Source organism: Massilia sp. CMS3.1, assembly GCF_051262535.1.
Classification (GTDB): Bacteria; Pseudomonadota; Gammaproteobacteria; order Burkholderiales; family Burkholderiaceae_D; genus Telluria.
Window position 1 is genome coordinate 163,815 of record NZ_JBIMES010000001.1, and the last position, 22,829, is coordinate 186,643.

Annotated in this window: 12 protein-coding genes and 1 tRNA gene; 8 read left to right on the top strand and 5 right to left on the bottom strand. The window is 63.5% G+C overall.

What is annotated here, in order from left to right:
- The first annotated feature begins 3 nt into the window (after positions 1 to 3).
- Entirely contained in the window at positions 4 to 384 is a 381-nt protein-coding gene (locus ACHAC9_RS00700; protein ID WP_435756122.1) for an Hpt domain-containing protein, read from the top strand.
- A 292-nt stretch (positions 385 to 676) separates the two neighbouring features.
- Complete coding sequence (locus ACHAC9_RS00705) at positions 677 to 880, top strand: cold-shock protein (RefSeq protein WP_182988379.1); 204 nt, start codon at positions 677 to 679, stop codon at positions 878 to 880.
- 122 nt (positions 881 to 1,002) lie between these two features.
- Here the strand turns inward: ACHAC9_RS00705 and ACHAC9_RS00710 are convergent, their stop codons facing one another.
- Positions 1,003 to 1,929, bottom strand: coding sequence for a LysR family transcriptional regulator (locus ACHAC9_RS00710; protein WP_435756125.1), 927 nt, complete (start codon positions 1,927 to 1,929; stop codon positions 1,003 to 1,005).
- 166 nt (positions 1,930 to 2,095) lie between these two features.
- Between ACHAC9_RS00710 and aceB the strand changes: the two genes are divergently transcribed.
- Positions 2,096 to 3,685 (top strand): malate synthase A, encoded by a 1,590-nt coding sequence (aceB, locus tag ACHAC9_RS00715; RefSeq protein ID WP_435756127.1) that lies wholly within the window; start codon positions 2,096 to 2,098, stop codon positions 3,683 to 3,685.
- Positions 3,686 to 3,939: 254 nt separating this feature from the next.
- Here aceB and gloB read toward each other — a convergent pair whose 3' ends face one another.
- A complete protein-coding gene (gloB, locus tag ACHAC9_RS00720; protein ID WP_435756129.1) occupies positions 3,940 to 4,764 on the bottom strand; it encodes a hydroxyacylglutathione hydrolase in 825 nt (274 codons plus the stop codon).
- Positions 4,765 to 4,775: 11 nt separating this feature from the next.
- Between gloB and ACHAC9_RS00725 the strand changes: the two genes are divergently transcribed.
- From ACHAC9_RS00725 to ACHAC9_RS00745, 5 genes are all read left to right on the top strand, one after another.
- A complete protein-coding gene (locus ACHAC9_RS00725; protein WP_435756131.1) occupies positions 4,776 to 5,549 on the top strand; it encodes a class I SAM-dependent methyltransferase in 774 nt (257 codons plus the stop codon).
- Between the two features lie 22 nt (positions 5,550 to 5,571).
- Positions 5,572 to 6,009 carry a ribonuclease HI gene (gene rnhA / locus ACHAC9_RS00730; RefSeq protein WP_435756133.1) on the top strand — a complete coding sequence of 146 codons (438 nt, stop codon included), beginning with the start codon at positions 5,572 to 5,574 and terminating at the stop codon, positions 6,007 to 6,009.
- A gap of 55 nt (positions 6,010 to 6,064) precedes the next feature.
- Positions 6,065 to 6,772 carry a DNA polymerase III subunit epsilon gene (gene dnaQ, locus ACHAC9_RS00735; RefSeq protein WP_435756135.1) on the top strand — a complete coding sequence of 236 codons (708 nt, stop codon included), beginning with the start codon at positions 6,065 to 6,067 and terminating at the stop codon, positions 6,770 to 6,772.
- Positions 6,773 to 6,811: 39 nt separating this feature from the next.
- Positions 6,812 to 6,886: transfer RNA gene (locus ACHAC9_RS00740), tRNA-Val, on the top strand.
- Positions 6,887 to 6,969: 83 nt separating this feature from the next.
- The gene (locus tag ACHAC9_RS00745) at positions 6,970 to 7,353 is read left to right on the top strand and encodes a hypothetical protein (RefSeq protein ID WP_435756137.1); all 384 of its coding nucleotides are present in this window, start codon (positions 6,970 to 6,972) and stop codon (positions 7,351 to 7,353) included.
- 174 nt (positions 7,354 to 7,527) lie between these two features.
- Here the strand turns inward: ACHAC9_RS00745 and ACHAC9_RS00750 are convergent, their stop codons facing one another.
- The 3 genes from ACHAC9_RS00750 to ACHAC9_RS00760 all read right to left on the bottom strand — a co-directional run bounded on the left by ACHAC9_RS00750 (position 7,528) and on the right by ACHAC9_RS00760 (position 22,696).
- On the bottom strand, positions 7,528 to 8,427 hold the full coding sequence (locus ACHAC9_RS00750; protein ID WP_435756139.1) for a hypothetical protein: 900 nt from the start codon (positions 8,425 to 8,427) through the stop codon (positions 7,528 to 7,530).
- A 376-nt stretch (positions 8,428 to 8,803) separates the two neighbouring features.
- Positions 8,804 to 15,331, bottom strand: a complete 6,528-nt coding sequence (locus tag ACHAC9_RS00755; RefSeq protein WP_435756141.1) for a hypothetical protein — start codon at positions 15,329 to 15,331, stop codon at positions 8,804 to 8,806.
- A 3-nt stretch (positions 15,332 to 15,334) separates the two neighbouring features.
- Positions 15,335 to 22,696, bottom strand: a complete 7,362-nt coding sequence (locus ACHAC9_RS00760) for a hypothetical protein (RefSeq protein ID WP_435756143.1) — start codon at positions 22,694 to 22,696, stop codon at positions 15,335 to 15,337.
- Positions 22,697 to 22,829: the final 133 nt, after the last annotated feature.

The window sequence follows — 22,829 nt, forward strand, 5'->3', positions numbered from 1 at the left end:
GCGATGACCGCATCGGTCGATGCGGACTTCTTTGTCCGTTTGACGCAGGCGAACGAAGGTTTCCGCGCCGGCTTGCCCGCGACGCTGGGGCGCCTGCGCCAGGCCGGCGCCGGCTTCAACCCCGCCGCGCCGGCTCCGCAGCTGGCAAGCGAGCTGCAGTCGCTGCTGCATACGCTGGCCGGCGCCGCGGTCACCTTCGGCTTTCGCGAACTGGGGCAGGGCGCGCGCGCGCTCGAGCAGCGCCTGCGCGTGCTGACCGCGTTCGAACTCGTCGGCGAAGACGACTGGCAAGCCTGGCTGTCGTCACTGGACGAATTTGTCCGTGCCGGCCTGGCCGGTCCGACGCCCGCATATCACAGCGCGGCATTCTCTTTGTTGCCTTGAGCTAAAAGTCTAGCGTCGAGCCGTTTGATTCAGCGCAAACTTGAAGTCGGTCGATGACCTATATTGTCCCTAGTGCCGATATCGAAATAAGGGTGCGTAAAAGTTGGCCTACGGCATCGTCGCGTAGCTCAGTTTTTTATTTTACTAAAATCGTACGTGCGCGATTTTATTCGGTATAATACGGGATCGTTGGGTTCGAGCTAGTAAGTGCAGTCTGTCTGTCATTTCTTTCTTGCTACTTCAAACGATCATAAACGGGCGTAAGCCCACTTAACTGAAATAGGAAATTGTAATGGCAACTGGCATCGTTAAATGGTTCAATGACTCGAAGGGCTTCGGCTTCATCACCCCTGATGAAGGCGGCGAAGATCTGTTCGCGCACTTCTCGGCTATCCAGAGCCAAGGCTTCAAGTCCCTGCAAGAGAACCAGCGCGTCTCGTTCGACGTGACCTCGGGTCCTAAGGGCAAACAAGCATCGAACATCCAGCCGATCTAATCGTCTGAATTACCGATGAAAAAATCCTCGGCTCTGCCGAGGATTTTTTTCGTCTGCCGTTTCGCACCAGGGTAGCGAAACGATCTTCCGGCCGCGTTATCGCGGCCGTTTTTATACCCTGCTCACGCTTCCGATCCCTGTTTGATTTCCGCCCGCCAATAATCGGGTTGCGCATAAGCGCGCCGAAGGAAATCGACAAAGGCCCGGATCCGCAGCGGCAGGTGGCGGCGCTGCGCGAATACCGCGTGAATATCGTTGCCCGGCGCGGCATAATCGTCGAGCACCCTCACCAGTCGGCCCGCTTCGATTTGCGCACCGACTTCCCACATCGAACGCCAGGCCAGTCCTTTGCCGTCGAGCGCCCAGTCGTGCAAGACCTCGCCGTCATTACAGACCATGTTCCCCGCGACTTTCAAGGTCACCGCTGTATGATTGTCGCGAAAGCTCCAGCCGCGCTGGCTGCCTTCGCTGCTGATCGCCAGACAATTGTGGCGCGCCAGGTCGGCCAGCGTCCGCGGCGTGCCGTGACGCTTCAGGTAGCCGGGACTTCCCACCACCACACGCGCATTGTCGGCCAGTTTCACGCCGACCAGGTTTGAGTCGCCCAGGCTGGCAATGCGGATCGCCACATCGATCCCTTCGCCGACCACGTCGACGACGCGGTCGTTCAGGTTCAGGTTGATCGTCACGTCGCGGTGTTCGGCGAGAAAAGAGGGCAGCAGGGGCGCCACGTGCTGGCGGCCGAAGCCTGCCGGCGCCGACACCAGTAAATGGCCTTTCGCGTGCGCGCTGCGTTCGGACACGGCCGTTTCCGCTTCTTCCATCTCCACAAGGATACGCTGGCAGTCTTCCAGGAAGGCCGCGCCTTCATCGGTCAGGGCCAGGCGCCGCGTCGTGCGCTGCAGCAGCTTGACGCCGAGCCGCGCTTCCAGGGCATCGAGCCGGCGCCCGATCATGGCCGGCGCAATGCCTTCGGCCCGCGCCGCCGCCGACAGGCTGCCGCGCGCAATGACTTCCACAAACGTCGAGATTTCCCTGAATTTTCCCATGCATTCCCATCTATGACATTTATGCACAGATGAAGTGCGTAAATGTATCGTTTAAGTACTTTATGTTGAATATACTTGATGATATGACAAACGCCAAGCTGGCATATACTTGGCCGCATTGACTATCATCCTGCACGATCACCCATTTCCATCAAGGAGCACCACCATGACCATCGCCACCCCGCAAGGACTGGACATCTCGGGCGAGATCAAGCCCGGGTTCGACGCCATCCTGACGCCTGAGGCACTCGAACTCATCGCGATGTTGACCCGCAAGTTCGAGCCACGCCGCCAGGAATTGCTGGCCGCGCGGGTCGAGCGTGCCAAGCGCCTCGACGCCGGCGAGCGCCCGGACTTCCTGGCCGAAACGAAGCACATTCGCGACGGCGACTGGAAGATCGACCCGATCCCGCAGGCCCTCGAATGCCGCCGCGTCGAAATCACCGGTCCGGTCGAGCGCAAGATGGTCATCAACGCCCTGAACTCGGGCGCGGACAGCTACATGACCGACTTCGAGGATTCGAACGCGCCCAACTGGGACAACCAGATCACCGGCCAGATCAATATGCGCGATGCCGTGCGCCGCACGATCTCGCTCGAGCAGAACGGCAAGTCCTACAAGCTGAACGACAAGGTCGCGACCCTGGTCGTGCGTCCACGCGGCTGGCACCTCGATGAAAAGCATGTGCTCGTCGACGGCAAGCGCATCTCGGGCGGCATCTTCGACTTCGCCCTGTTCATGTTCCATAACGCGAAAGAGCAGCTGGCGCGCGGCGCCGGTCCGTATTTCTACCTGCCAAAGATGGAATCGCACCTGGAAGCACGCCTCTGGAACGACATCTTCATCGCCACCCAGGAAGCGCTCGGCCTGCCGCGCGGCACGGTCAAGGCAACCGTGCTGATCGAAACGATCCTCGCCGCTTTCGAAATGGACGAGATCCTGTACGAACTGCGCGAACACAGCGCCGGCCTGAATGCGGGCCGCTGGGATTACATCTTCTCGTGCATCAAGAAGTTCAAGCTGGACAAGGACTTCTGCCTGGCCGACCGTCCGAAGGTGACGATGACCTCGCCCTTCATGCGCGCGTACGCGTTGCTGCTGCTTAAGACATGCCACAAGCGCGGCGCGCCCGCCATCGGCGGCATGGCAGCCCTGATTCCGATCAAGAACGATCCGGAAAAGAACGAAATCGCGATGGGCGGCGTGCGTACCGACAAGGCGCGCGATGCAACCGACGGCTACGACGGCGGCTGGGTCGCGCACCCCGGCCTGGTCGAGCTGGCGATGACGGAATTTACCAAGGTGCTGGGTGAGAAGCCGAACCAGATCGAGAAGCAGCGTCCGGACGTCGAAGTGACGGCCGAGCAGCTGCTCGACTTCAAGCCGGAAGCCCCGATCACGGAAGCAGGCCTGCGCTACAACATCAATGTCGGCATCCATTACCTCGGCGCCTGGCTGGCGGGTAACGGTTGCGTGCCGATCCACAACCTGATGGAAGACGCGGCCACGGCCGAGATCAGCCGCTCGCAGGTGTGGCAATGGATCCGCTCGCCAAAAGGCGTGCTCGACGACGGCCGCAAGGTGACGGCCGAGATGGTGCGCACGATGATTCCCGAGGAATTGGCGAACGCGAAAGCAGCCGCGCCGAATGGCGACAATCCGAGCTATGCCCGCGCTGCGACCATCTTTGAGGAAATGTCGACGTCGGAAGAGTTCGCGGAATTCCTGACGCTGCCGCTGTACGAAGAAATCTAAGCCGCACGCAGTAAGGGAGGCGCCGTCATTGAGACGGCGCCTTTTTTTGGCCCTCTTCCAAAAATGTAACTAACCAACGAAGCAAGTGACAAAATATGGCGCCCCGGCGAAGAACACGCCGGGGCTTGGCAAGCAGGGCAAGGGTCCACATTCTGGACAATCAGGGGAGCATGGACGCCTTCGGCGTCCGCTGTAGCCGGGATGGACCTTCGCCGTTACGCAAGATCCCACACTTGACGCGAGCCGCACCGTAGTTAAAACACGTTCTTCCATTCACGCAGCGCGGCGAAAGCCTCTCCCTGCGCCGCGCCATCCCGCAATTTCCCGGCTGCCACCAGCGAAGCCACGATCTCGGGTTCGCGATAGCGCAGGAAGGGATTCGTGCGCCGCTCGAGCCCAATGCTTGACGGCACGGTCGGCAGGTGCGCCGCGCGCTTCGCGCTCTCGTCGCGCATGCGCAGCGCCAGCGCTTCGTTGGCTGGCTCGACAGCGAGCGCGAAGCGCAGGTTCGACAGCGTGTATTCGTGCGCACAATAGACTTCGGTATCCTCAGGCAGGGCTGCGAGCTTTTCCAGCGACGCCGCCATCTGCGCCGGCGTGCCTTCGAACAAACGCCCGCAGCCCCCCGCAAAGAGCGTGTCGCCGCAGAACAGCCAGTGCAGGCCGGGGGTCTTGCGCACGTAAGCGATGTGGCCGAGGGTGTGGCCGGGAACCTCCAGCACGGCCAGTTCCAGGCCCAGTCCCGGCACGGTAAAGGAATCGCCTTCGTCCAGGGGATCGGTAACGGCGTCGATGCCGTCATTGCGCGGGCCAAACACCGGCACCGGGAAGCGCTTCAGCAGCGCCGGCACGCCACCAATATGGTCAGCATGGTGATGGGTGAGTAAAATGGCGGTGAGGGTGAGGCCGTGCTCCTCGAGACTGGCGAGGATCGGCGAGGAATCGCCGGGGTCGACTACGGCGGCATGGCGGCCGTCGTGGATCAGCCAAAGATAATTATCCTTGAACGCGGGTACGGTCAAGACACTCAAATCATTACGCGCGGCGATATTGCCGGTAAGTTCAGGTCTGGTTTGCATGAGAGGTCGCCATGGATAGCGCTGCATCCGAAAAATCCATTATAGCGCTCGATGAATGGCTGCTTTCGCCGGCGGGCGCCTATGTGCGCGCCTTCGAACAAGCCTGCCTCGAGGAGCTCACGGCCGACATCTTCGGCTACAACGCGGTACAGATCGGCGTGCCGCAGATCGATGCGCTGTCCGCCAACCGCATGCCAAACAAGTGGCAGGCAGCAACGCGTACTTCGACCGACGATGAGATCGAGTTCGCCGCCAGCGGCAAGCAGGTCGCCGTGGCGCTCGACTTTGCCGACTTGCCTTTCGCGTCGCAAAGCCTCGACCTGGTGGTGCTGCCGCACGTACTCGAGTTCGCTGCCGAGCCGCATCAGGTCTTGCGCGAGGTCGAGCGCGTCCTGATTCCGGAGGGGCAAGTCATCATCTGCGGCTTCAATCCGGCCAGCCTGTGGGGCCTGCGCCAGGGAATCGGCAAGCTCACGCGCACTGGCTACCTGCCGGCGGCAGGCGAATTCATCTCTATGCCCCGCATGAAAGACTGGTTAAAATTGTTGAATCTTGGCGTCACGCGCAGCCACTTCGGCTGCTACGCGCCACCGTTTCGCACGGCCCAATGGATCAACCGCTTCGACGTGATGGAAGGAGCGGGGCAGAAATGGTGGCCCTACCTCGGCGCCGTCTACATCGTCCACGCGGTCAAGCGCGTAAAAGGCATGCACCTGATCGGGCCGGCGTGGAACAAGAAGTCAAACCGGGCGCCGCAAGCGGTCCCGGCAACCAATAGAGAATAGAACCAAGGAAAGACCCGGCGGCATGACGAAAGTGGAAATTTATACCGATGGCGCCTGCAAGGGCAATCCCGGTGCGGGTGGTTGGGGCGCGCTGCTGGTGGCCGACGGTCACGAGAAGGAAATCTTCGGCGGCGAGCCGAACACGACCAACAACCGGATGGAGCTGAAGGCTGTCATTGAAGCCCTGGGCGTGCTGAATCGTCCCTGTGAAGTCGTGCTGCACACCGACAGCCAGTACGTGCAAAAAGGTATCTCCGAGTGGATCCACGGCTGGAAGGCGCGTGGCTGGAAAACGGCCGCCAAGGAGCCGGTCAAGAACGACGATTTGTGGAAGGCGCTCGACCAGGCCCAGCAGCAGCACGCGGTCGAATGGCGCTGGGTGCGCGGCCACAACGGGCATCCGGGCAACGAGCGGGCGGACGTGCTGGCGAACCGTGGTGCGGCGACGGTGCGCCGTTAAGACGAGTCCGCTTGCGCTATACTACGGGCTTGCCTTACTTCATCATTAGCTTGCCATGCGCCAGATTGTCCTCGATACCGAAACCACCGGCCTGAACCCACGAACCGGTGACCGCGTCATCGAAATCGGCTGTGTCGAATTGTTCAATCGCACGCTCACCGGCAACAATTTTCACCGCTACATCAATCCCGAGCGCGAGTCCGACGAGGGCGCGCTCGCGGTGCACGGGTTGACCACCGAGTTCCTCAGCGACAAGCCGAAGTTCCACGACGTCGCCGAAGAACTGCGCGCCTATATCCAGGGCGCCGAAGTCATCATCCATAACGCCCCGTTCGACCTCGGCTTCCTGAACCACGAATTCGGACGCCTCCGCTTGCCGAGCTTCGTCTCGCACTGCAGCGGCGTGATCGATACGCTGGTCAACGCCAAGGAAATGCATCCGGGCAAACGTAACTCGCTGGACGCGCTGTGCGACCGCTACGGCGTCTCGAACGCCCACCGCAAGCTGCACGGCGCACTGCTCGACGCGGAATTGCTGGCCGACGTTTACCTGTCGATGACGCGCGGCCAGAATTCGCTGTCGATGGAGCATGAGATGGAAACGTCCCACGATGGCATCGAACTCGATGCCGTGCCGCTGGGCGAGATCATCGTCGTGGCCGCCAGCGCCGAGGAAGCCGCCGTGCACGAAGAGGTGCTGGCGGGTCTCGACAAGGGCGTCAAAGGGCAGTGTGTTTGGAGAAATTATACTCAGCAGGGGTGACGGTTGAGAAATCTTGTGGCATAATACGCCTCGTTGTCAGGGAGGTTAGCTCAGGGGTAGAGCACTGCATTCACACTGCAGGGGTCGCAAGTTCGAAACTTGCACTTCCCACCAGAATTCGTAAAAGCCCATCAGCTTCGGTTGATGGGCTTTTTGCATTATGGCGGCAGAAACATCGAAAGCAAGCTGAAGAGGCGTTGAACGCGAAAGCGGCGCAGCGCTTTTTTGCTTTTCTGGAGTGGATTTCGTCGCCCTCGTTCTCGCACTTCCATGACCAGCGAACGCAAGCCTGGCAGCTGGCCAGGCTTGACGTCCAGGGTGATGACGTAGTAGATCATGTGACGCGAACAACCGGCATGCTGCATCGCTGTGATGCCCACGCGGCTGGTATGGAAGAAATGCTCACGCTCACGCTGCTGAGCACTCCGCCACATAACGCGGTTCTCAATGCACCGTCCACGTCAGGACGGTATTGCAGAAGCAGCTGCGGCTGGCGGTCGACTATACTCACGCACCTCGATTCCGATATCGTCCTGCGCGACTTCGCCGAGGCTACCGGCTGCAGCATTCGAGCGTTGTAACGATTGCAGACGTTTCGTAGAAGTGGAGCTGCCGTCACTTGCGGGAGTTCGACCGCAAGTACCGTGATCGATGTGGGGAAACGCCTTCGGAGACGCGCAAACGGACAGGCAGAGCTAGTTGAACTGTTGCGCCGTAGCGTACAAACCAAAGTTGCAAAACTCTGTCACAGCACTTTAACCTTGTTTGGTATCCTGAATGATTGCGATCACAATAGGAACACCAGGGTCATTTTTCTCAAGGAAGTAAACGTCGTGATCGAGAAAGTCGTTGAAATGGTCCACCAACTCATCGAGGTCAGGACTGTTTCGCGCCTTGCCCGACATCTTGTTTGCACCCATACGAAGTACGTCATTAACAACGGATGACCATCCACCGGAAGCGGATTCATTGAAATCATATGACTTCCCTGCGGAAAATGTCATTAGCCGATAGATGAAGAAACCAAAGAGATGTTTGTGATTGACATTCCACGGGCTTAAGCGAGCAGTTGCGGTGCCATTGTTTAAAATCAGATACTGGAATGCGCTGGCACGTTGTTCGGCCCAGTTCGGCATGCTGCGGCCAGCCGTATTCGCCGCGGTCTTCTCCCAAAAGGATGAGGCAGCATAATCGAACTGATCGTCGAAATCATAAAACCACCGTTGGGTTTGATTATCTAAGACGTCATCTTTTTTTGCTTGAAAAAAACTGGCTTGTGAGGAAATTACGTTTTTCTTATTGTCAACAAAAACGGTAATACATAATAGGTCAGCTAATTCGCATCTTTCGCTGATGTTGGTGCCCGGATGCGTCGATACATTAGTCGAATTCCTGGCTATGTACGGTCTTTGATGGGCGTATACCCCGCCGAACTTTAAAACGAAACGATTTTGAGCGCCGTTTATCGATTTTGCCAGATTCTTGTTGAGGTAATCAACGCCAGCATTTTTATCCATCACATAGCTTTTGACTAGCTTAGGCTCGGACAGCGTAAAGTCACATCCCCGCCAAGAATTCATTACGTGGTTGATAATTGGTCTTTTGTGCTGAGCTAAGGTCTCGATGAGGTCTGATATTAATGTATGTTTTTGCATGTGGATCATCTTTGATCTGCGTTTTGTCGATTTTTTCCTATTACATCATAAATCAATTGTTGATGCCAAGTACTTGCGTGTAATAAAGGCGCTCGATGGGTGTGCAATAGCGAGGCGGTGTGCGCACGACAAGCGCCTTAGGACTATCGTTACGTTCTGGCGACCAGTGTTTTCACAAATGGTTGAATAAATGTGCATGTGCGCGCTACAGCGGCCCGATGCCAATATCAGGGTTGGAATCCGCTGTATCAGCAAACAGCGGATCGTATACTGGCCACATCGGTGCTCGCACTGTCAGCTTGATCTCGCTATTGTCAATTAGCGGACGCAGCATTGTTTCGTCCTTGTCCGCTGCCGCGCCCTGATTCTGCCCCGGTCATGTCGCAGCGGCCACATTAATCGGCTGAGAAACCGAAATGATCCGGGCCTGCGACTCGCGCATCTTGTCCAGTTCTCCCAGGGTGACCGCATCGTCGGGGCGCAAGGCCGCGCCACCAAAAAACCAGTCGAAATCGACCCCATCGACGAAACTCGGCGTAACTTGTCCCTCCCTGACCACCGACGCCAATAACGAAATCTCCAGCCACAAGTCGGCGGCATGCCCAGCCTGGAAATTTGCCTTGCTCAAGCGCAGCTCCAGACCCTGACTGCCGGGGTCGCGTTCTCCAGGGACGTGGACGACCTGCAATGCGCGTGCGACCTGTGCATCGTCCGGCTCGACCAGTTGCGTCGGCTCGGCTGCCTCGACCGAGCCGTCGGCGTTGATACAGCTGCCGGAAAACAGCGTAGCGGTGCCGTTGGATGCCACCGGCAGGTTGCCGACGAAGGCGAAGGAAAGCAGGTTCGGCTTGACCGTCCGGACGAAGGGCAGCGCGACCCAGTTCGCGCCGTGTGCCTCCGAGCGCAGCGCCAGTTGGAAGGAAGTCAGCGATTCGAGTGCCTGCCTGCCGCCGATCACGCGAATATGGATGGAAAGCTGCCAGCCGGCGGGGGCGCTCGACGGCGCCATGCGATCGAAGCCGGTTGCCTTCAGGTCGATATAGCCGCTGCGATAATGTTCCGGTACGGTCATCGCGCCGGGCGCCTGGTAGCCGAGGATAACGGCGGAGGTTTCGAATTCGATGATGCGTACCCGATCGACGTCGCGGGCGCCCGGAATACGGATATCACGCCCGGATGCCATCACCGCCGGCGACGGCACGTCGATGGGCTTGCCAATTCCCGCGCGCAGATGCGAGGGCAGGAGCGCGATATGGCGCTGGGCATGCACCGGGAAGGGTTTGGTTGACTGATTCGCCCGTATCCACCAGCCAATGCTCTGCCGCTGGAAACGCAGCAGCCATCCGTTATCGAATGCCGAGCGCCTGACCGCGAGTTCGCTGATCCCGACCGGTCCGCCGGCATCGGCAGCGCCGGGGGCAACGGCGCATACCGTATCGAAATTCGTATTCGTGCGGGCCCATTGGAGGGCGCTGCTCGCGCTTGCATTGATCAAGGAAACGGCATGGCCGGCCCCGTGAATCCCGATTTCGGCCGCCTCGCAGGTCACTGGAACCGACCATTCGATGCTGGCCAGCAGCGTCGGCGCATTGCCCGCGCCGCTGCGCTCTGGCACCGAGGACCCGGTGACAAAGAAGACTGAGAGTATCGCACGCCGTGGATCGAGGGGGGTGTGCAGGAAGACGATCGAACCACCGGCGGCCCCGTGCGGAAGAAGGCCGGGAATGCTGCACAGCGTCAGCGGCTGATCGTCGTGATTCAGCTTCAGGCGACCGGGAATCGCTGCCGCCGGGCGTGTGGCGAGGGTCCCGTCGACCGCGTAGCGGTCCACCGTGACCCGCATCGGGCCGTTCCCGCCTTCCTTGGCGGGGACGCAGCAGGCCGTCGCCATGCCGAACGCGTCCGCCTTGCCGGCCACCGACAAGCTTCCGTCGCAGGCGGGAAATTCGATCCACCAGGTGCGTTCGAACGGCGCCCAGACCGTCTGATCGACCGTGGTTGGCAAGGCGGTCGGTTCGTCGACCAGCCAGTGATGGTCCAGGTAGCGCCGCAGCACCACGCTCATGAAATGCTCGGCCAGTTGCGCGCTGGCGAGCGTGGGTCCGGCGTCCGTCGTGCCGCCCGCCAGGCGCCTTGGCGCCAGCAGCAGCGCCGTGCTTGAGAATGCCGGGGCCGCCGCGTCGTCGGCGTCGAAGGTCAGCCCGATCGGGCCCTCCGCCGCCAGTACAACGGTGCGCGCATCGTCGTCTTGCATGCCGAAGTAGGACAGACGGGGATCCGGTCCAAGTTCCTTGCGTGCATCCAGTGGCGCGGTTTGGGTGATGAGTTCGAAGCCGATGCCGGTCCTGATTTCGGCGGCAACACGGGCCGCCAGGCCGCCATTGCAGAACGGGCGCTCCTGCAGCAGCCCGATCAGCGGCGGATTCGCGCTGTCGCCCTCGTCGGCCGAGCTCGTAGCCGGTACCAGCGCCCGCAGCTGCGGACGCGTCAGGATCAGATGGGAGCGGTCGGCCAGCATGGCGATGCGGATCCAGCCTTGCTGCGCCTGTGCGGCCACGGCCGGCCAGGCGTCGCAGGACCCGTTTCGCGGGTTGCGCATGGCGGCGGCATAGCGCGAACGCAAAGTGAAGCGATGGCGGAACATTGTCGCGGACGCGTCTTCCCAAGGCACGTCGATCAGTTCGGTGCTTTCCGGAAGCGGCAGCAGCAGAGCGCTTTCGACCTCGGCGTCATACGGCGCGCGGCCGTAGAACGCCTCCGATTCGAACTCCTGCAGCTGGGGGTGATCGTGAGCGAGCTGGATCGATGTCTGGCCGCCCGCTGCGAGTGCATGCTTCCCGTCCCGCTTGGGCTTGATCCAGGTGTAGATCGGGCGGCCGGAAAAGCGCCATCGTTGCGTCGACACATCCACTCCACCTAGCTGGCGCCAGCGCCAGTCGTCGGCCGGCGGGGCTGCCATCAGGCGGTATGCGCGCGCCCAGTTCTCCGGTTCGTGCACGATGGCCGCATGCGCCTTGTCGAACCAAGCCGTGCGGCTCAGGCGCCAGCCCTCGTCTTTTTCATGGCTCAAGGCGCCCAGCATCGCCTCGATCTGGATACTGTCGCCGTTGAAGCTTGCATGGTCGCCGGTGTCGTCGAAGCCGACCGCCCATTGCAGGAGACGCTCGTCCATCACGCTTGGAAACCCTGCGGCATCCGGCTGGAACAGCGCGCGGCGCACCGCCGGGCGTGCCGAAAAGCGCGCGACGACGCCGGGCGGCACGTTGGCCACCACGTTCGCCCCCGGCGACAACCCGATCCGGCCTGGACGCGACTCGATTTGCACTGCCAGGCTGAGTGCCTGATCGAGCCACGACAGCATTGCCTTGATGTGCCCACCGTCGAGCCACTTGCCATAGGCCGCGGTCATCAGCAAATCGCCGAGGGGCCGCAAGGACACAGTCCGGTGCGCGGCCTGCAGCGCCGTATCGCCGGTCAGGTTCTTCGGCTCGTCCAGCAGCGCATCGGTCGCCACCAGTTCGAGCCGAAGCTCCGACACCGCGGGATCGGGCAGACGCTCGAGCAGCCGCGCCAGTTCCGCGTCCCCGGTTCGTGCGATATAGGCGCCGAGCAGCTGCTCCAGGAATTCGTCGGCCCTGGGCATGGCATTGAACACCTGCTTGCGCAGCACCGGATTGGCGACCCAGCGCGCAAAATCGAGATAGCCAACCCGGGGGTATTGCACGATCGCCCGCACCGGGCGCGAAAACGGCTCCTTCCAGAGCGCGGATCCGGTTTCTCCCAGCAGGACCAGGCTGTCCGGAACCGGCCGCGAGGCCGCCGCGCCGCCTGGCGAATCCGCCGCGGGATCGGCCAGCGTCATGGCGGCCTTGCCGTCGATGGCGCCGACGCGCAGGCGCAGCCAGGCGCTGCCGGCGCGGGCCGTGAATGATTTTTCTTCCAGCTTTGTGCCGTCAAGCAAAATCCGCATGGAATAGCTCTCGGGGTCGCCTTCGGCGACGCCGTCCATGCGCTTGATCTCCGCGACCACGTCGCCGAGCCGGCCCGAGGACGCCTTCACCACCAATTCGTCGATGGCGTTGGCCCCTGCGTTGGCCGCCGTGAACCATGCGATGCCGATCTCGACAACGCTTCCATTGGCAGCCCACAGCCACAGGTCGCGCAGGGTAGCGCGCGTAGTCGTTCCAGTTTTTTGCGGCAATTCGATACTGCCGCTGCCGTCATTGTTGCGATACACGTCGAGGAACTGGCCATGCCTGCTGGACAGGCCCAGGCGCGGATAATCGGCCGCGAGCGGCTTGAGTCCGTCAGGCATCGATTCGCCGGCGCCGCGCAAGGGTGTGATCCCCGTGCGGCCGAGCGCCGTGCGGCGCGAATACGGATAGCGCGTCACATAGCCTTCCTCGATGCGGTCCGGAGGGATCGCGGACACCGGCCGCCAGGGTACGGCGCCGCCGCTCTCCTGCAAGTCCAGCGGCAGCGTGCCGGCGCGGCCGACGGCGTGCGCGGCGATGTCGTAGTGCGCGCCATATGCCAGAGGCGCCACCGGCGCATAGCCAGGATGGACGTCCGGATAGTCGGTCGCGATGAATTTGTCCCAGGTGGCCGCGGCGGGGGCGCTGAGGGTGTTGTCGAAGGCCGAGCTTGCGATCGGCAGGCCATCGTAGGCGACGAAGAGCGTGCGGCGGCTGTCGGTCACTGTCGTCGGGATCGGCTGGATGGACCCGGCGTTTGCCGTCGGCAGCCCGGGGGCAGTCGGAAATTCGACCTCGGCGAGGTTGGCATAAGCCCACGCCTCGCCGGCCGCGGCAGCGCCGCCGCGGCGCACCGTCAGGGCGACGCCGGAAAAGGCGGCGGCGAAGTCGTCGACATTGTCGTCATCGTCGTCGGCTGCCGGATCGATGGTCAGCCGCACCGGCAGTGCCTGGGGCGCGTGGTCGGGCAGGAAACGCGCCGTGTCGGACGGGAACAGGTCGGCTTTGGCGGCGTGCTGCATCAGGCCGGCCACATCGTCCAGGCGCCGCACCCGTGCTGGTAGCTGGTCCGGCTGGCCGATGTAGGCGGCGAAATCGGCAACCGGCCGCGGCAGCATGGCGACCAGGGAGTCCATGTGCTCCTGGTCCGGCGGCGGCGACCCATCGCCGCGCCGCATACCCAGCCGGCGGTGCCAGAACAGGCTGTCATCGAAGGCCTGCGTCAATTGCGCCGCGGTGCCACGCTCGCCGGGCTCGGCCCCACCAAGCAGCAGCAGGTCGGCCAACAGCGAACCGACCGCGTGGCGCGCGGCCTCGGCGCCGTTCATGTCGCCGGCGAGACGCTGCCTGAACGCGTCGAGGGCGTCTGTCCAGGCGCTGCGTGCGCGCTTTGCAATGTCGTCATCGCCGCCCGCCAGCTTGGCGGCGAATGCATCGATAACGCCGTCGAGTGCGAGCATCCGCCCGATCGTGGCCTCGGCCCCGGATTCGCTGGAGACCCGGTCCTGTAACAGCGCCAGTCCCTGGTCGAGCAGCTGGGCCGGCGCGGGCGCAGGGTCTTTACCCGGATTCGTGCGCATTTTCTTCAATGCCGAAAGAATGCGGTCGCGGTTCTCGTCGCTGGGCGTAACGTAATACGCCAGCAGGCTGTCACGCCAGGTGTCCGCTTGCGCAAGGGACGGGTTCGGGGTGTTCTCGATCCGGCATACGCTTTCCAGCAGTTGCACCAGTGTCGCGCGCACGGGGGCATCGGCGTCCGTATCGGCCGGCGCGACGGCAAAGACAGCGCGGATGGCGTCGCGTGCGCACTGGCGCACTGTCGTGCGGCGTGTGCGCTCAGGCAGCACCGCTTCGACCTTGTCGCCGAGGGCGCCGGTCAGCTGCTCGATCAGCAGATCCAGGAACGGCCCCAGAAGCGCGCCGTCGCGCTGTCCACGCCCGGGCATGAGCAGGGCAATCAGGATCGTGTCGAGCGAGGTCGCGAGGGCATGCACAGCGCTCCAGGAAAGCAGCCTGAGTGCCTGCAGGCCCGGCGAATCCGCTGGCGCATCCTCCGCGCCGGCCGGCCAGCGGATCGAGTTCGACAGTTCGCGCACCCCGAGGAGCCCATTCATCAGCGACCCCGCGCGCTGTTCGACGCGGGCCAGCATCCGGTAGCCCGCTTCCGAGCCGGCACCGGCCTGCGCGAAGCCGTTCCGGTAGTCGATGGTGGTGCTTGGCTGCCCGGTACCCACGGGTTTGCTCACGCTGGTTTCGCACGAGCGTCCCTCCACGCTGGCGTAATCGCTCAGCCGCAGCATGGCTCCCTGCGCCGGGACCGCGATCGGGGTGTACGTGTCGGCCGGGACCTTTTCTTCAAAGTAGGGCAGGAAAACCACCGCGGTCCCGGGGGCGATATCGGTTACCCGCAGGACGAAGGCCAGGTGCAGACGTTGCGGAACCGGGGCGATCCAGCTCGCGGCCGCCAGCACAATGTCTTCGGCCCCGAGCGTGTCTTCGCTCTTGACCACGGGGCTGGCGGTGCCGGCGGCTGCCGCGACGAAGAAACGGGCGGGAAATGGCGCCGGCGCCTCGTGCGCGGCCGGCGTCGTGTTCGCGAATGCGGCTGCCTTTGCCTTGGCCTTCTGCCTGGCTTCATGTGCGCTCGCGCGCGCCGCCAGCCACTTGAAGAATTCATCGCGGTAAGGCGCGGCATAGTCTTCCGCGAGTACCAGCGGGTCAGCGGCGCGGACAAGCGTATTGCCGGTCACCGCATAAGCGGCGAAGCGGACGTTTTCGAGGGCGGCGAGGAACTTGCCGTAATCGTCCCTGGCCGAGGCCTCGTCGCCGTCCTCGACCCGGTAACTGAGCCTGACGGAAAAGCCGCGGCTGTTCTCGGGGTGAAACGCGACCGGTTCTTCATCGCTGACGCACAAGATGGTGTCGGTCATGGTTCAGCCTTTCTGTCCATCGATAAGCTTCTTGGCTTTTTTCAGGCTGTCGGCGCTGAGCTTGTAGTCGCTGCTGGTCGAGCTGCTTGACTCGCTTTTTCCGCCACGCATCGCGTAGCGCGCCTCGCCGCCCGCGCTGACCTCGAAAAAGCGCGAGATGCGCACTTTCAGCCGGAAGGTCCCGCTGGCGTCGATATCGCCGTTCTCGCGGTACGAGAGCCGTAACAGCAAGCTGAGCGTTGCATTCGCGATGCACAGAACATCGATTGTGCCGACGATCAACACCACCAGCGCTACCGTCAGGCCGCCGCCAGGCTTGCCGATCAGCTTGCGGTAAGTCAGCGCCACGCTGATGGTGATCGCCACTGAACCTGTACAGCCTGCAAAGCCGAAGCCGAGCGACGCCGAGCCGCCGGCGCCTGCTTCCACCACGACCAGCAATTCGTTCGTGAACGGCCGGTATTCGCAGTCCACGGTCAGCCATCCTGTGCCGCCAATGATGAAGACCGAAAAGATGAAGGGCAGGTCGGGGCGCGCCAGCGAAAAACGGTTGGCGATCATGAAGTCGGGGTAGGCAAGCAGCTGGAACTGGTTCGCGATCTGCAGGTTCTGCACGCCGCTGGTCCCGAACATCAGGTTCATCGGAGGCATGCTGAACAGGTGTTCGACGCCGACCGGGATGCCGTCGCGCTTGACGATTTTCAGGCCGCCGAATTCGTCGCCGACGATTGACTGCAGCGTGTTCTGGATGAACTGGAACGTGGGATTGAGTTTGAGGTTTTTGGGGTCGAAGTCGACCTTCAGGCTGCCGCTCTTGTCATAGCGCAGCTCTACCTTGTTCAGGGTGACCATGCTCTGTCCGCCGACCACCGCGTCGAAGGCCGTGGTGATGGTGGCGCTGCCGCTCTGTTCGACCTTGTCGCTGTCGGCGGCCGCTTCCAGGCGCACCTGGCCGACCAGGTTGGCGTCGAGCAGGTCGAGGCTGAACGGCCCGACCGAAAACAGGGGGTGCCTGCCATCGAGCGGCACGTTGACGTCGATGCAGACCCAGGCCCGCGCCCGCTTCTGGTCGAAATCGTGGGTGATACGGATGGCATCGCGCATCGGGCTGGCGAATGTCTGCCCCTTGAGCAGTTTGCCCAGCTCGCAGCCGGCGAACTTGTCGATGACGGCGCCGATATCGAGCCTGGAGAGGTCCATCGTTTCAAGCCAGTTGCCGATACGGTCGCAGGGGGCGTTCAGGCCCATCGACGCCAGGCCCTCGGCCAGCGCGCCGAAGCGCGCCGTCACCGGGGTAATGTCGACGACGTCGTTGACCGCGCCCAGGTAATAGGCCAGGCGTTCCTTGGCGAAGTCGAGATTGGGCATCGTCGGCGGATCGCCGGCCGCGGCAAAGGCCTTGAGGATGTTGCCCGGCGCCGCATCCAGCCCGCCTGCGCCGATATTGCCGATCGCATCGACCACCCGCTCGCCATACGCCTGGGCTTTCTGACCGCTGCTGGCGAGGTCGCTGCCGATGACGCGTACATCGCGGTCGAAACCATCGAACTTGCGGACCAGTTCGGCATATTTGGCAGGATCGCCGAGTGCCTCCTCGAGGCCGTTCATGACCTCTGCCTGGTACTTCTCCAGGCTGGCGCGCAGCGGTTCGAGAATTTCCGCCACCTCCGCGGTCAGCTGATTGCGGATATTCCTGATGCCGCCGGCGAAACGCCGGCAGGCCTCATCGAGCCCGTTCAGATAGTCACCGCCGAGCGAAAACGGTTTTTCGACGATACCGACGGCCTCGTCGACGATCTCGCCGAGTGCCGCGCCGGCTGCCAGTTTCCATTGCGCTGTGCCTTGCAGGACGGCGAGCGTTTGTACCAGCTCCTGCATCAAGCGGCCGACCCTCGCGTCGTCCAGTACGATCCCGACGATCGCGCCGACCAGCGGTGCCGGAGCGAGCGCCATTTCGACCTCCCTGACGGCATCGAGCGAATGCTCCGCTACCTCGTCAATCACCGTGCCCGCCGTATTGATGACCTCGACACAGCGCGCCGACTCTTGCGTGATCCGCTCCACCGTAATGGCGATGACGGCATCGATCCAGCTGCCTCCATTGGCGAGCAGCGCCAGCACCTGGGCAAGCGTCTCCTGCAGCGGCAGCCGCAGCGCATCGATCGCCGTGCGCACCTCCTCGACGATATCGCCCTGCACGCCATCAAGGTCGGTTTTGAGCTGGTCCAGGATTGCCCGAATGGGCGATCCGGCAACGCCGGCGAGCGCGCGCACCCGATCCGCGGCCTGCATCGCTTCCTTCGATATTGTGCGTCCGGCATGCACCAACACAGTGCCGAGGTCCGCGGCATATGTGGTTGAATTGTTAACCAGGGACGTGAAGTCGTCGATGCCGGCAAGGATGGCATCGATCTTCGCCGTCTGCCCAGGTTGGTCCTTCCTTGCCTTCTCCAGGGCCGCCCTGGCGTCGCCGGCCAGTTTGCCGATGCCTTGCGGTTGCATCTGCAGTGCATCGACCAGCGCGCCGACCTGCGCTTCGAGCTTGCCGTTCAGCGCCAGCCACGCGTCGAGCGCGCGCTGGCCGGCATCGATGCCGTCGAGCGCGCGCGCGGCCGCCGTGCCGACGCGCCGGCTCAGGTCGTCGAGTTCGGTCGCGAGACGGCGGCGCGCATCCCGCACCGCGGCGCTGATTGCCTCGAAGGCGCGCCGCAACACGTCGTCGAGCTGCGCGCCGAATTGCGCCATGCGCGCCTGCGACCACGGTTTTTCCAGGTCCATCGCTTTGCGCACGGCCTGCAACCGGGCGAGGCTGCCCTCGATGCGGGCGACGATCTCGGCGCGTACGTCGGCGATGGCCGACCTGGCGCTTTCTATCCCGCGCCGCAATTTGCCGACTTCAAACTCCGTCCCGGAGAACACGGGCATCAGGAAGTCGGCCATTTCCTCCTCGAGAAACGCGAGCAACATCTGCTCGCTCGCTAACGCGGTCTCGAACACCTCCGGTGTAGCCGCGATGCGCGCCTGCGTCTGCGCTTCCCAGGCCCGCATTTCCTGCACCATCGCCAGCCGTTTCGCGCCGAGCGCCGCCGACAGATTGGTCTTCATGGTCGCGCAGTAGTCCGGCAGGCCATCCTCGACCTTCTTGAGGCCATCGCCGAAGACGCCGAGCGTGGCCTTGTAGGCTGCGCTGATCTTGCCGAGTTCTGTTGGAAGCTCGCCTACCTGGACGGCGCCGGCGGCGGTGCCCAGTGTGTCCATGATCGTCTTGAGTTCCGTCTGCTTGATCGGGTCCGCGGAAAACCCGGCGCGCAGGGCGGTCGAGGCAGCGGCCAGTTTCTCGGAAAAGTCGGTCAGGGGGCCGCCGGCCGGCAAGGCGCTGGCCTTCATCCACGGCCCCGAAAACAGCGGGGCCGGAGCCGCGTTTGCGAGCGCCGCGCCGATCATCAGAGGGTCGTCCGGCGCCACCGGGGTGGCCGCTTGCGCGCCGCCGCCACGCATGAAGGTGATCGACTCGAGCGCGGTGTACACGGGCTGTTCGGCACGGCCGGCATTGATGGTGGTGCGCTGCGCGGGGGGCGCCAGGAGCCAGGTGAAGCGTGCGAAGCCGGGCGGCACGCGCGCCGCGTTGCCACCGTCGTCCGCGCCCGTGGGGTCGCCCGTGCGCTGGCTGGCCGGCCAGTCATGACAGGGCGCCGGCAGGTTGGTGAAGTCGATGCCCAGGCGCGCTTTCCATAGATCGGTGCGGTCATCGACGTTGGTCGTGTCGCTGAAAAAATAGAGATTGTCGGGATTCAGGCACTCCTGCGCCGTTTCAGCATCCTTCTCCTTGCCTTCGGCCGCCGTCACGAAGGCGGTGTCAGGCCGCACGTAGACTTGCGGCCTGACCTGGGCCGCATGGCGGTTCCACAGCGGGATCTGCCAGCCGATCGTACCCACGTCTTCGGCCCAGGCGCTATCGACCGGAATGATCTGGCTGTTGAAGCGCACCCCGCGCAGGAAACCGCAGGTATGCAGCGCCGCACCCGGCATGTCCGGGTAGCGCCGTTCCGGTTGCAGGATCTCAATGTATTCGCTGATCTTGCGCAGCACCGGCCGCCGCGTGCGCGAACCCAGGCCGCCTTCGGGCGTGAACTGGGCCGATGGATTGACAGTGCGTTCGTAGATGACGACATGCTTGGCGCGGTGCCAGAACACGCCGATGCGGCCCAGCACTTCGACCTTCTGGCGGTGGACGAAGCCGCTCCGGGTCGAGGTGATGACGGCGACGATGCCGTTGCAGAATCGCGCGTCCTGCTCCGCGTCGCCGCCATGCGCGGAGAGGGCGATCTGTTCGATCGCCCCCCCTTGCGCGGCGGGTGCGGATACGACCATGTTGAGGACGTTGAACGACTCGATCGGCCACAGTGCACCGCCGGCCAGGCCACGCGGGTGCAGCCGTGGCGACGCATCGCGCACCTGCTGGCGCGGCCAGGTCATGCCGTCGACCGGGACAAGGTCGGCAGCCGGCACGGCCGGCCGGTGCAGCGCGGTCTGGCGCAGGCAGAATCGTGCGCTGTCGGCAAAACGGGCCGGCGCGAAAGCGAGGGTACTGCTTGGATCGTCGGCCCAGACTTCCAGTCGCTCGGGGCGCCGCGCCAGCACCGAGCGCACGCGTTTCCAATGCACTTCGCGCTCCTCGCGCGACTCGGCGTTGGCGGTCATTGGATGGCCAATCAGCGCCTCGATCTCGGCGACCCGGGCGCGCCGGGCCGGTCCGCGCTCGGCAGCGGGCGTGACGGACACCGGCAGGCCGTACACGAACTCGGCGCGCAAGGCCGTCAGCGCGGCGCCGACACCCAGTTCGGATTTTTGCCGGAAAATCCTGGCGCTGGCCCATGGCGGCGCAAAGTAGTTGCGTTCGACGTCAGTGGGCGCGATCCACAGTTCGGCCGGCGGCGTCAGGCGAAACTCGACCGGGTAGCGCCGCAGCGCGGCGTCGCCCGGCGGGACCGGACTGAGGTAACCGTGAGCGGCAAGATCCTTGGGGTCGGCGTCGTGCAGCTCGAGCCGGCGCGGCTTGTCCATGCTTTCGCCAACCGACTGCGGTGGCAGCACGTAATGGTAGCTGCGGCCATCGCGCCTGACTTCCCAGTTGCCCTTGTCGCTGTCATAGGTTCCGACAATGGTGGTATCGGTGCCGCCCAGCGAGCCTAGCGGGCTCGACCAGAAGCGGTGGACCGCGAATGGCTGCTCGGAAAACAGCACGGTCTTGACGTCCGCGCGCCATTGTTCGTTCTCGTTGAGTTGGGCAGTCAGGCGCCAGTCGTTGTCTTCGCTGATCGACTCGGTGATCGCGAGGTAATACCGGGCTTCGGCCGCCGGCACCCCGCCAGGCTGTTCCTGCAACAGGACCGGCCCCGGGCGCAGCGAGCGGTCGCCGCGTTCGATATCGACGCCGGCTGGTGTTGCGGAATTGATGGAGAAAACAAGCTTCAACGTGAGATTGCCGGTTGCCAGCGGGTGACCCGGCTGCAACCCCAGGTCGAGCGGCGCGCGCGCGCCGACACGCAGCGTGGACGGCTGGGTCGCTGCATCGGGCGCCGCATACAGCACGCTCGTGCCCGACTGGAAGAAAATCATGCCGCCCAGGTTGGAGTACAACTCGCGTGCCGCCGTGGCCAGCTCCTCGATCGCGACCCAGACCAGATGATCTTGCGCTTCCAGGCGCTGCGCGCCAGTGTGCCGGCGCGTGCCGAAGGCTTGCGCCTCATGCACCAGGACCAGCGCATGGCGCGTGTTGTTGGCGCTCGTCTCGTAGTGGAACGACGGCCAGCTTGCCGTCAGGCGCAGACGCACATGGTCCTCCGCCTTGGCCGGATTGGCCAGTACATCGGCCGTTTCCAGGCTGGCGCGGAAGGCGTCGATTGCCAGACCGTCGGCTGCGGCGACGGGAAATTTCCCGTGTTCATCCAAGCGGACATCCTGGTATTTGGCAAACATCGCGAAATAGCGCCTCTGCTCCGCCAGTCCGGGCGCCAGGCTCACCTCCGGCAGCAAGGATTGCGGCTGCCGCGGCGACAAGTGACGCAGGCCGGCATGCGCCAAGCGCATCGACGCGAAGCTCGCGCCCAGCAGTTCGCCGACGCCCGCACCGTCTTCGATGGCCGCGGCCGGGCGCAGCAGCTCGGACGTCGCCGCCAGCGTCTCGAGCGCTTCGGACCATCCGATCCGCACCCCGACTGTCATCTCGGGCTGCGCGGCGAAAACGCTGGCGATCACACCTTCGACCTCGATCACGATATAGATCGTCTTGCCCAGTGACAGCCAGCGGTGGCCGCCGCCGGGCGCCCGGACCTGGAATTTCCCGCCGCGCACGCGGATATCGGATTTGTCTTCTGAGATGGCGCCCTGCGCGCCCGGCTCGGTCCTGATCGCGAAACACTGGCGCAGAAGATAGCGAGGCGCTTCCGTGCCCTGCGGTGCAAGCGCGCGCAACGTCACCGAGGGCATCCGTATCAGTGGAGAGCTCCGCGCATACGGCGTGACGACCGTGAACCGTGCATCGGGGTCCGTGCCGGCGAACCTGATGCCAAGCGTGCGCAGAACGCCCGTCAGGATCGTTCGCGAGGTCGGCCAGTTCGTCGTCGGTTCGGGAATGGCATAGCCCCGCGTGTCGCCGTACCTGGCGAAGCGGATGTCAGCCAGCGTGCCGTCTTCCAGCGCCACCTCGACGTTCGCGCCGGGCGGCCCGTAGTTGAGATTGTTGTACACCAGGGCTGTGCCGATGGCCGGCAGGTCGTCCAGCTGCGCTGCATACAGCGCTGAGAACGACAATACCGGCGTGTCGTGTTCGCGCTGCGTTTCAGTCATCGGTGCGGGCAGTCGCAGGCCAAGGTTGAGGCGCAGGGAAGGGTGGTTCCGGTGGCCGATCTGGATCGCGCTCGTATGTACCTGGCCGCCGGCACCGCCGATCCGGTATTCGCCCAGCAGCGGTATGCGCATCTGGCAGGCCTGCGCGCCCGTCTCCGCGCCGTCTTTAACCGGCAACGCATACTGTTCGAGAACGGTGATGCCCTCGAAGCGCAGCCGCTCGCCCTTGCTCACGTGCTTTCCCGATTCATCGAACCGGTAGACGAGTTCACCGTCCATGGCTGCTGCGAAGGCCTCGTTCAACTGGCTGTCGGAAAACGCATGGACATAGGGCAGGGTGGCCAGCGCGCCTTTGAATACCGGCCACGGACCGGAACCGCCGGCAAATGTTGCTTTGCCAAGCCAGCGCAGGCACCCGGCGTAGGTCTTTTTGGCCGGGTCCCACACGAAAAAGATCTCGACCACCCCTGCGGCGCGCAGCGTGGCCGTCTTGCCCACGACCGGAGGCCAGTGCACGGCATCCCCAAACCCACGGAATGCAACAAACCGTTCAGCATTCGCCATTCGAATCCCCGTTCACTGGACATGGAAAGCGTACGAAAGGGCAGCGCGGGCCGGGACAAGAGCGAGAACGGGACCACGAGCGCTC